This window comes from Kineococcus arenarius subsp. arenarius (genome assembly GCF_050871845.1).
Classification (GTDB): domain Bacteria; phylum Actinomycetota; class Actinomycetes; order Actinomycetales; family Kineococcaceae; genus Kineococcus.
In genome coordinates this window covers 1-10,236 of record NZ_JBJLSE010000123.1, presented here as the reverse complement: position 1 = coordinate 10,236, position 10,236 = coordinate 1, and the positions used below count along the sequence as shown (strand labels likewise).

The window sequence follows — 10,236 nt, the reverse complement described above, 5'->3', positions numbered from 1 at the left end:
GGAAACCATGGTTTCCGCCCAGGAGGGGCGCTCATCAAGGGCGGAAACCATGGTTTCCGCCCGAGCGGGGGCGAGGGAGGGGGGCAGGTGCGGCAGTCGTAGGGTCGGGGCGTGAACCCCCCAGGGCGCCTGGACGTCGCCGTCGTCGGCGCCGGCCGCGTCGGGCCCGTGCTCGGCGCCGCGCTGCGCGACGCCGGGCACCGCGTCACCGGGATCGCCGCCCGCACCCGCACCGCCGCCGAGCGCGTGGAGGCGCTGCTGCCCGGCGTGCCGTGGGTGGAGCCGGCCCGGGCGTTCGCCGCCGACCTCGTGGTCCTCGCCGTGCCCGACGACGTCCTCGGGCCGCTGGCCGCCGACCTCGCACCGCACGCCCGCGCCGGGCAGCTCGTGGTGCACACCTGCGGCCTGCACGGCACCGCGGTGCTCGAACCGCTCACCGCCGCCGGGGCCATGCCCGCGGCCCTGCACCCGGCGATGACGTTCACCGGCACCTCCCTGGACCTGGGCCGCCTGCGCGGCGCCGTCGTCGCCGTCACCGTGCCACCGCTGCTGGTGCCGATCGCCGACGCCCTCGTGCGCGAGTGGGGCGCCACGCCCGTGTCCGTCGCCGAGGAGGACCGGCCCGTCTACCACGCGGCCCTGGCCCACGGCGCGAACCACCTCGTGACCCTCGTGGCGCAGGCCCTGGACGCCGCCCGCGAGGCCGTCGGCGACGCCGCGCCGGACGTCCTGCGCCCGCTGCTGACCGCCGCCCTGGAGGGCGCCCTGGACTCCGGCAGCGCGGCCCTGACCGGGCCGGTCGCCCGCGGTGACGCCGGCACCGTCGCCGCGCACCTGCGGGTCCTGGACGAGCGCGCCCGAGCGGGGACCGCGGCGACGTACGCGCAGCTCGCCCGGGTGGCCGCCGACCGGGCCGCCGCCGCCGGGCGGCTGGGGCCGGAGGCGGCCGGCGCCGTGCGGGCGGCGGTGTCGGGGTACGAGGACGGGGTCCGGGCGGCACGCGCCCGGCGGGGTGAGGAGCAGCAGGACCGTGGCTGAACTGGTCGTCGCGCGCACGCGCACGGAGCTGAGCGCCGCCCGGGCGCGGCTGGAGGGGCCCGTCGCGGTCGTCATGACGATGGGCGCGCTGCACGCCGGGCACGCGCAGCTGATCGAGCGCGCCCGCTCGCGCGCCGCCTCGGTCGTGGTGACGGTCTTCCTGAACCCGCTGCAGTTCGGCCCGGGCGAGGACCTGGCGCGCTACCCGCGCACCCTGGACGACGACCTGGCGCTGGCCGCGGAGCACGGCGCGGACCTGGTCTTCGCCCCCGCGCCGGACGTCGTCTACCCCGACGGCGAACCCGGGGTGCGGGTCAGCGCCGGGCCGCTGGGTTCCGTCCTGGAGGGCGCCAGCCGCCCCGGCCACTTCGACGGGGTCCTCACCGTCGTCGCCAAGCTGCTGCACCTGACCCGCGCCGACCTGGCGTTCTTCGGGCAGAAGGACGCCCAGCAGCTGCTGCTGGTGCGCCGCATGGTGCGCGACCTGGACCTGGGCGTGGAGGTCGTCGCCGTGCCCACCGTCCGCGAACCCGACGGCCTGGCGATGTCCAGCCGCAACCGCTACCTCACGCCCTTCGACCGCCAGGTCGCGCTGGTGCTGCAGCGCGCCCTGGCGGCCGGTGCGGCGGCGGCCGCCGAGGGCCCCAGCGCGGTGCGCCGCGCGGCCCGCGACGTCCTGGTCGCCGAACCCGCCGCCCGCGTGGACTACCTGGCGCTGGTGGACCCGCACGACCTGGCCGACGTCCCGGAGCACCACCGCGGCGAGGCGCTGCTCGCGGTGGCGGCCCGGGTGGGTTCCACCCGGCTCATCGACAACGTCCCCCTCGTCGTCGGCCGCGGCGAGGGCTGAGCCGCGCCGGGTCCGCGCGTCCGGGGGGTGCGCCGGGCGCGGATAGCCTGGTGCGGTGAGCGAGCAGGCGGGACGGGACCAGCGGGCGGACGAGGTCGAGGGCGAGGAGTTCGAGGACCTCCCCGAGCAGGTGCGGGTCCGGCGCGAGAAGCGCGACCGCATCCTCGCCGCCGGCGGGGAGGCGTACCCGGTCGGCGTGCCCCGCACGCACTCCCTGGCGCAGGTGCGCGAGGGCTGGGCGCACCTGGAAGCCGGGCAGGAGACCGACGACGTCGTCGGCGTGACCGGGCGGGTGGTGTTCCTGCGCGGCACCGGGAAGCTGGTGTTCGCGACCCTGCAGGAGGGGGACGGCACCCGGCTGCAGGCGATGCTCTCCCGCGACGGCGTGGGCGAGGACGCGCTGGGCGCGTGGAAGTCCGACGTGGACCTGGGCGACGTGGTGTTCGTGCGCGGCCGGGTGATCTCCTCCAAGCGCGGCGAGCTGTCCGTGATGGCCGACTCCTGGGCCATGGCCGCCAAGGCGCTGCGACCGCTGCCGGTGCTGCACAAGGAGCTGTCGGAGGAGACGCGGGTGCGCCAGCGCTACGTCGACCTCATCGTGCGCGAGCAGGCCCGCGCGAACGTGCGCGCCCGCTCGGCGGTGGTGCGCTCGCTGCGCCGCACCCTGGAGGAGCGCGGGTTCCTCGAGGTCGAGACGCCCATGCTGCAGACCCTGCACGGCGGGGCCAGCGCCCGCCCCTTCGCGACCCGCTCGAACGCGTTCGACACCGAGCTGTACCTGCGCATCGCCCCCGAGCTGTTCCTCAAGCGGTGCGTCGTGGGCGGCATCGAGCGGGTGTTCGAGATCAACCGGAACTTCCGCAACGAGGGCGCCGACTCCACCCACTCGCCGGAGTTCGCGATGCTCGAGGCCTACCAGGCGTGGGGCGACTACGACTCCATCGGCGAGCTGACGAAGACCCTCGTGCAGACCGCCGCGGACGAGGCGTTCGGCACCAGGGTGGTGCGGCTCGCCGACGGCGGCGAGTACGACCTGGGCGGGGAGTGGAACTCGATCTCCATGTACCCGTCGCTGTCGGCGTCGCTGGGCGAGGAGATCACCCCCGAGACGTCCCGCGAGCACCTCCTCGCCCTGGCCGAGCGCCTGGACATTCCCGTCGACACCGCCCGGTGGACCCACGGAAAGCTCGTCGAGGAACTGTGGGAACACCGCGTCGCCGATTCCCTGCAATCCCCGACGTTCGTCCGGGACTTCCCCGTGGAAACGTCCCCGCTGGTGCGCGCGCACCGTGAGCTGCCGGGCGTGGTGGAGAAGTGGGACCTGTACGTGCGCGGTTTCGAGCTGGCCACCGGCTACTCCGAGCTGGTCGACCCGGTCGTGCAGCGTCAGCGGTTCACCGAGCAGGCGCGCCTGGCGGCCCTCGGCGACGACGAGGCCATGCGCGTCGACGAGGACTTCCTGCGCGCCCAGGAGCACGGGATGCCGCCCACGGGCGGCATGGGCATGGGCATCGACCGCCTGCTCATGGCCCTGACGGGCCTGGGCATCCGGGAGACCATCACCTTCCCGCTGGTCAAGCAGCGCTGAGGTGCCGGCGGGGGCGCCGGCGCGGCCGACGTACCCTGGTGCGGTGGACGCCCTCGCCGCGCTGCTGCCCTCCGCCGGCCTCTTCGTGCTCTTCGTGCTGTTGATGCGCTCGATGCTGCACGCCGACCGCCGCGAGCGCGCCGCCGCGGCCCGGGCCCGGGCCGAACGCGCCCGGGAAAGGGCCGCCTCCGACGGTGGTCCTTCCTGACGCGGACAATCGCGCTTCTGCCGGCGGGTCTTCCGCCACCTTTTTGACAAGAATCCGTGAAAGGCGCCAGACTGCCATCGGCGGCCGCATTCCCGCGAGGCGCCCCGGATTCGATCCCGAAAGGGTGCTCCCCGATGGCTCAAAGGGTTCAGGTGCTTCTCGTCGACGACATCGACGGCGGCGACGCGGCGGAGACCGTGACGTTCTCGCTGGACGGCGTGGACTACGAGATCGACCTCTCCGAGGAGCACGCCGGCGCCCTGCGCGAGGCGCTGGCGCCGTGGGTGGGGCACGCCCGCAAGGTCAGCGGCCGCGCCGGCGGCGGCTCCCGCCGCTCGGCCCCCCGCGAGAAGGGGCAGAGCCGTTCCGGCTCCGGCTCGGGTCCGGCGCGCGACACCGGCGCCGTGCGCACCTGGGCCAAGGAGAACGGCTACACGGTCTCCGACCGCGGCCGCATCTCCGCCGAGGTCGTCCAGGCCTACGACGACGCGCACGCGTCGAGCTGACCGGCGCCCGCGCGTCGGGCCTGCCGGCGCCGCTCGGCTGATCACGGCCGCGTCCCCCACCACCGGGGGGCGCGGCCGTCGTCGTGCGGGTGCACCCCCGGGCGTACCCGGGCACAGCCGGTCGGACGATGCCCGCAGCGCGGCGGGGGCGGCAGGCTCGGGGTCGTCCCGCCCACGACCCAGGAAGGGCCAGCTCATGATCGAAGCGGTCGGCCTGCGCAAGGTGTACGGCAAGAAGGTGGCCGTGCACGACCTGAGCTTCACCGTCCGGCCCGGCATCGTCACGGGCTTCCTCGGCCCCAACGGCTCCGGCAAGTCCACCACCATGCGGATGGTCGTCGGCCTCGACCGGCCCACCGCCGGCCACGTCCTCGTCGACGGCAAGCCGTTCGCGCAGCACCACGCCCCGCTGTCCGCGGTCGGCGCCCTGCTGGACGCCAAGGCCGTGCACACCGGCCGCTCGGCCCGCAAGCACCTGCAGGCCATGGCCGCCACCGCCGGCGTCCCGCGCGGGCGCGTGGAGGAGGTCATCGACCTCGTGGGCCTGCGCGAGGTGGCCGGCAAGCGCGCCGGCGGCTTCTCCCTGGGCATGGGCCAGCGCCTGGGCATCGCCTCCGCGCTGCTGGGCGACCCGTCCACGGTGATGTTCGACGAGCCCGTCAACGGCCTGGACCCCGACGGCATCCTGTGGATCCGCAACCTCATGAAGGACCTCGCCGCCCAGGGGCGGGCGGTGTTCGTCTCCTCGCACCTGATGAGCGAGATGGCGCTGACCGCGCAGCACCTCGTCGTCATCGGCAAGGGCCGGCTCATCGCCGACGAGAGCGTGCAGTCCTTCGTGGACCGGGTGCAGCCGCGCGGCGTGGTCGTGCGCTCCCCGCAGGTGGCCGAGCTGACCGAGCTGGTCCACGCGGCCGGGGGCACGCTCCGCCCGATCGGCGACGGGTCCTTCGACGTGCGCGAGCTGTCCGCCGAGCGCATCGGCGACGCGGCCGCCGCCCGCGGCGTCGCCCTGCACGAGCTGACCACCGTGAAGGCCTCCCTGGAGGAGGCGTTCATGGAGCTGACCGCCGGCGCCGTCGAGTACCAGGCCCACGCCGGTGGTGCGTCGACGCCGACGGCTCCCGCACCCGCCCCGTCCACCGCGGCCCCGTCGGCATCCCGCGCCGACGCCCGCCCCGTCCGTGAGGAGGTGTCGCGGTGAGCGCGGCGACCGAGGTCCAGGGCTTCCCCCAGTACGCCGGCACCCGCTACCGGGTGACCTTCGGCGGGCTGGTGAGGTCCGAGTGGATCAAGTTCTGGAGCGTGCGCTCCGTCGTGGTGACCATGGCGGCGGCCGTGGTCGCGATCGTCGGCCTGGGAGTGCTGATCGCCTGGGGCACCGCCACCACCCTGGCGGACCCGCAGACCGGTGCGGCGATGACGGCGCAGGGGTTCGACGCCACCGCCGCCAGCCTCCAGGGCGCCCAGATGGCCACCCTCATCGTCGCCGCCGTCGGCGTCATCGTCATCGCCGGGGAGTTCTCCACCGGGATGGTCCGCACGACCTTCGTGACCGCCCCCGGGCGCCTGGGCGCGTACGCGGCCAAGGCCGTCGTGCTGGCCGTCTCCGTGGCGGTGCTCTCGGCCGTGGCGGTGCTGGTGGCCTTCCTCGCCGGCCAGGCGCTCCTGGACCGCGAGGGCGTGGGCGCCTCCCTGGGCGACGACGGGGTGCTGCGGGCGCTGGCCGGCAACGTCGCCATGCTCGTGGGCGTGGCGCTCGCGGGCCTGGGCGTCGGCGCGCTGCTGCGCAACACCGCCGGAGCCGTCTGCACCGTGCTCGCCGCGATCTTCGTGGTGCCGCTGCTGCTCATGCTGCTGCCGGAGTCCTGGGGCGGCGACACGATCCGCGAGTACTGGTTCAGCAACGCCGTGATGAGCGCCACGGCGGTCGCCGAGCAGCCCGGCTACCTCGACGTCGCGCCCGGCCTGGCCGTCTTCGCCGCCTGGGTCGTGGTCCTGCTGGGCCTGGGGGCGCTGTCCCTGAAGAGCCGGGACGTCTGAGCCCTCCGGCGCCCGGGGGGACGCCGGAGAACGCCGCAGGGGGTCGCGCCACGGGTGCGGCCCCCTGCGGCGCGCCCGGGGGCGCCCTGGTTGGATCGGGGGCCGACGACCCCACGGAGAGGTGGACCAGCGGTGGCCGAGCGCGCCTGCTTCCTCATGCACCTGCGTCCCGAGCTGGTGGACGAGTACCTCGAGGCCCACGAGCACGTCTGGCCCGAGATGCTCGAGGCCCTCAGCCGCGCCGGCTGGCGCGACTACTCGCTCTTCCTGCGCCGCGAGGACGGCCTCGTGGTCGGCTACTGCGTGGCCGACGACTTCGAGGCGGCGGTGGCGGCCATGGACCGCGAGGAGGTCAACGGGCGCTGGCAGGCCACCATGGCGCGCTTCTTCGCCACCGGCGAGCACCCGGACCGCTCCATGGAGCGCCTGGAGGAGTACTTCCACCTGGCGTGAGCCGCCCGGCCCCGCCGCCTGGACGGGGCGGGGCCGGCGGGGGGCTCAGCGGCCGCGGGCGTCCTGCTCGCGACGGGCCACGGCCTCGGGCAGCGCCAGCATGCGCGGCGGCGGCGCGAGGACCCGCACCTGCGGCTTGACGTTGGTCATGACCGTGGCGTTGGGGCCGATCACGGCGCCGTCCCCCACGGTGACCCCGCCGACGACCACGGCGCCGGCCCCCACCGACACGCCGCGGCCCAGGACGGGCGCCTGCTGGGCGAAGCGCTCGCCGTCGCCCATGCCGGCCCCGATGGAGACCCCCTGGCGGATGATGCAGTCGTCGCCGATGCGGCTGTCGGGGTGGACCACGATGCCGTTCTGGTGGGCGATGCGCACCCGCCGGCCCAGGACCGTGGTGGGCGGCAGCTCGATGCCGTACAGGTTGCGCACGACCACGTGGCCGAGGGTGCCCAGCTTGCGGCCCACCCTGCGCGCCCACGGGGGAGCCGCCTCGCTGCGGGCCCACGCCCCCAGGCGGTGCACCACCACGGCGTGGGTGCCCGGCGTCAGCGCTCCGCCGTTGACCTGCACGTCCTCCCTCAGCTGAGCCAGGAGCCCGATCCGCTCGCCGTCCGGGCCCCCGCCCGCCGCGCCCGCCCCGCCGGGGCTCGTCGCGCCCGTCCCGGCCGCCTCGTCCGTCTGCACGTGCCGTTCCCCCCCTCGTCGTGCCGGCGTGCCCGTGCCGCCGACGTTCCATCCCTGACGCTACGGGAGGATCGGCGGCCGCGGGGAGCAGCCCCGGGCCCGGGCGCCGGAGTGTCGCCCGCTCGCCGTCCGCCGCCAGCGAACGGCGTGGCGGAACACCCCCCGCAGGGCGCAGGTTGGACGAGGAGACAGGGTCACGGCCCCTTCCGGGTGCCAGCGGCGACGCGGGCGACGTGAAGGTGTCGGGGCCCGGGACTAGCATCGGAACGGTCCGTGGGGGATGGTCCCCCGAGGACCCGACCACCCGCGAGGAGCGCCGCATGTTCGAGAGGTTCACCGACCGCGCCCGACGGGTCGTCGTCCTGGCCCAAGAAGAGGCCCGGATGCTCAACCACAACTACATCGGGACCGAGCACATCCTGCTCGGCCTGATCCACGAGGGCGAAGGCGTCGCCGCGAAGGCCCTCGAGTCGCTGGGCATCTCCCTGGACGCCGTCCGCGAGCAGGTCCAGGAGATCATCGGCCAGGGCCAGCAGGCCCCGTCCGGTCACATCCCCTTCACCCCCCGCGCCAAGAAGGTGCTGGAGCTGTCCCTGCGCGAGGCGCTGCAGCTCGGGCACAACTACATCGGGACCGAGCACATCCTGCTCGGCCTCATCCGTGAGGGCGAGGGGGTCGCCGCCCAGGTCCTCGTCAAGCTCGGCGCCGACCTGAACCGCGTCCGCCAGCAGGTCATCCAGCTGCTGTCCGGCTACCAGGGCAAGGAGCCCGCCACCGCCGGCGGTCCCCAGGAGGGCACCCCCTCCGGCTCGCTCGTCCTCGACCAGTTCGGCCGCAACCTCACGCAGGCCGCCCGCGAGGGCAAGCTGGACCCGGTCATCGGCCGCGACCCGCAGATCGAGCGCGTCATGCAGGTCCTGTCGCGCCGCACCAAGAACAACCCGATCCTCATCGGCGAGCCCGGCGTCGGCAAGACCGCCGTCGTGGAGGGCCTGGCCCAGTCCGTCGTGCGCGGCGAGGTGCCCGAGACCCTCAAGGACAAGCAGATCTACACCCTCGACCTCGGCGCGCTCGTGGCGGGCTCCCGCTACCGCGGCGACTTCGAGGAGCGCCTGCGCAAGGTCCTCAAGGAGATCCGCACCCGCGGCGACATCATCCTGTTCATCGACGAGATCCACACCCTCGTCGGTGCAGGTGCCGCCGAGGGCGCCATCGACGCCGCCAGCATCCTCAAGCCGATGCTGGCCCGCGGCGAGCTGCAGACCATCGGGGCCACCACCCTCGACGAGTTCCGCAAGCACATCGAGAAGGACCCGGCCCTGGAGCGGCGCTTCCAGCCCATCCAGGTGCCCGAGCCGACGCTGCCGCACGCCATCGAGATCCTCAAGGGCCTGCGCGACCGCTACGAGGCGCACCACCGCGTCTCCATCACCGACGCCGCCCTCGTCGCGGCCGCCACCCTGGCCGACCGCTACGTCAACGACCGCTACCTGCCCGACAAGGCGATCGACCTGATCGACGAGGCGGGCGCGCGGTTGCGCATCCGCCGCATGACCGCACCGCCGGACCTGCGCGAGTTCGACGAGCGCATCGCCGACGTGCGCCGCGAGAAGGAGTCCGCGATCGACGCGCAGGACTTCGAGAAGGCGGCCTCGCTGCGCGACAAGGAGAAGAAGCTCCTGGCGCAGAAGGGCGAGCGCGAGAAGCAGTGGAAGTCCGGCGACATGGACGTCATCGCCGAGGTCGACGAGGAGCTGATCGCGGAGGTCCTGGCCACGGCCACGGGCATCCCCGTCGTCCGGCTCACCGAGGAGGAGTCGGCGCGCCTGCTCAACATGGAGGCCGAGCTCCACAAGCGCGTCATCGGCCAGAACGACGCCATCAAGGCGCTGTCCCAGGCCATCCGGCGCACCCGCGCCGGCCTGAAGGACCCCAAGCGCCCCGGCGGCTCGTTCATCTTCGCCGGCCCCACCGGCGTCGGTAAGACCGAGCTGGCCAAGGCGCTGGCGGAGTTCCTCTTCGGCGAGGAGGACGCGCTCATCCAGCTGGACATGAGCGAGTTCTCCGAGAAGCACACCGTCTCGCGGCTGTTCGGCTCCCCGCCCGGCTACGTCGGGTACGAGGAGGGCGGCCAGCTGACCGAGAAGGTGCGCCGCAAGCCGTTCTCCGTCGTCCTGTTCGACGAGGTGGAGAAGGCCCACCCGGACATCTTCAACTCGCTGCTGCAGATCCTCGAGGACGGCCGCCTGACCGACTCGCAGGGCCGCGTGGTGGACTTCAAGAACACCGTCATCATCATGACGACGAACCTGGGGACGCGGGACATCTCCAAGGGCGTCGGCACCGGGTTCGCCGCGGGGTCGCAGACCAAGCAGACGAACTACGACCGGATGAAGTCCAAGGTCAACGACGAGCTCAAGCAGCACTTCCGGCCCGAGTTCCTCAACCGCGTCGACGACATCGTCGTCTTCCCGCAGCTGACGCAGGACGAGATCATCCAGATCGTCGACCTGTTCCTGGCGCGGCTGGACGAGCGCCTCAAGGACAAGGACATGGGCATCGAGCTCACCCCGTCCGCCAAGGTGCTGCTGGCGACGAAGGGCTACGACCCCGTCCTCGGGGCGCGGCCGCTGCGCCGCACCATCCAGCGCGACATCGAGGACGTCCTGTCCGAGAAGATCCTCTTCGGCGACCTGCGCCCCGGCCAGATCATCTCGGTCGACACCGAGGGCGAGGGCGCGGAGCAGAGGTTCACCTTCGAGGGCACCACCAAGGAGGACGTGCCGGTCACGCTCTCCCTGGGCAAGGGCACCGACGGGCAGTGAGCCCGCCAGCCGGGCGGGGCGTGCAGCGCCCCGACCCC

10 protein-coding genes are annotated in these 10,236 nt (G+C 74.0%); 9 read left to right on the top strand and 1 reads right to left on the bottom strand.

All coding sequences use genetic code 11. From position 1 onward, the window contains the following. Positions 1–111: 111 nt before the first annotated feature. From ACRYM0_RS19060 to ACRYM0_RS19025, 8 genes are all read left to right on the top strand, one after another. On the top strand, positions 112–1,038 hold the full coding sequence (locus ACRYM0_RS19060; RefSeq protein ID WP_432507420.1) for a Rossmann-like and DUF2520 domain-containing protein: 927 nt from the start codon (positions 112–114) through the stop codon (positions 1,036–1,038). Next, a complete protein-coding gene (gene panC / locus ACRYM0_RS19055) occupies positions 1,031–1,888 on the top strand; it encodes a pantoate--beta-alanine ligase (protein WP_432507419.1) in 858 nt (285 codons plus the stop codon). Before ACRYM0_RS19060 ends, panC begins: the two co-directional genes overlap by 8 nt. Before the next feature lie 55 nt (positions 1,889–1,943). Beyond that, positions 1,944–3,476 carry a lysine--tRNA ligase gene (gene lysS, locus ACRYM0_RS19050; RefSeq protein ID WP_432507418.1) on the top strand — a complete coding sequence of 511 codons (1,533 nt, stop codon included), beginning with the start codon at positions 1,944–1,946 and terminating at the stop codon, positions 3,474–3,476. Positions 3,477–3,519: 43 nt separating this feature from the next. Continuing rightward, positions 3,520–3,684: a hypothetical protein gene (locus ACRYM0_RS19045; protein ID WP_432493059.1), complete on the top strand. Its 165-nt coding sequence runs from the start codon at positions 3,520–3,522 to the stop codon at positions 3,682–3,684. Positions 3,685–3,818: 134 nt separating this feature from the next. Then, on the top strand, positions 3,819–4,190 hold the full coding sequence (locus ACRYM0_RS19040) for a histone-like nucleoid-structuring protein Lsr2 (RefSeq protein ID WP_432507417.1): 372 nt from the start codon (positions 3,819–3,821) through the stop codon (positions 4,188–4,190). Positions 4,191–4,386: 196 nt separating this feature from the next. Then, entirely contained in the window at positions 4,387–5,394 is a 1,008-nt protein-coding gene (locus ACRYM0_RS19035) for an ATP-binding cassette domain-containing protein (protein ID WP_432507416.1), read from the top strand. Next, positions 5,391–6,233: an ABC transporter permease gene (locus tag ACRYM0_RS19030; protein WP_432507415.1), complete on the top strand. Its 843-nt coding sequence runs from the start codon at positions 5,391–5,393 to the stop codon at positions 6,231–6,233. The genes ACRYM0_RS19035 and ACRYM0_RS19030 overlap by 4 nt, the downstream gene beginning before the upstream one ends. Positions 6,234–6,365: 132 nt before the next feature. Continuing rightward, entirely contained in the window at positions 6,366–6,686 is a 321-nt protein-coding gene (locus ACRYM0_RS19025; RefSeq protein WP_432507414.1) for an L-rhamnose mutarotase, read from the top strand. Between the two features lie 45 nt (positions 6,687–6,731). Here ACRYM0_RS19025 and ACRYM0_RS19020 read toward each other — a convergent pair whose 3' ends face one another. Then, a complete protein-coding gene (locus ACRYM0_RS19020; RefSeq protein ID WP_432507413.1) occupies positions 6,732–7,373 on the bottom strand; it encodes a serine acetyltransferase in 642 nt (213 codons plus the stop codon). Between the two features lie 320 nt (positions 7,374–7,693). Here ACRYM0_RS19020 and ACRYM0_RS19015 point away from each other — a divergent pair, with 320 nt between their 5' ends. Next, positions 7,694–10,198 (top strand): ATP-dependent Clp protease ATP-binding subunit, encoded by a 2,505-nt coding sequence (locus ACRYM0_RS19015; RefSeq protein ID WP_432507412.1) that lies wholly within the window; start codon positions 7,694–7,696, stop codon positions 10,196–10,198. Positions 10,199–10,236: the final 38 nt, after the last annotated feature.

Bases quoted from the DNA above. Each gene is read 5' to 3' on its own strand.
- ACRYM0_RS19040 (WP_432507417.1), top strand. From the start codon at position 3,819: ATGGCTCAAAGGGTTCAGGTGCTTCTCGTCGACGACATCGACGGCGGC.
- ACRYM0_RS19015 (WP_432507412.1), top strand. From the start codon at position 7,694: ATGTTCGAGAGGTTCACCGACCGCGCCCGACGGGTCGTCGTCCTGGCC.
- ACRYM0_RS19035 (WP_432507416.1), top strand. From the start codon at position 4,387: ATGATCGAAGCGGTCGGCCTGCGCAAGGTGTACGGCAAGAAGGTGGCC.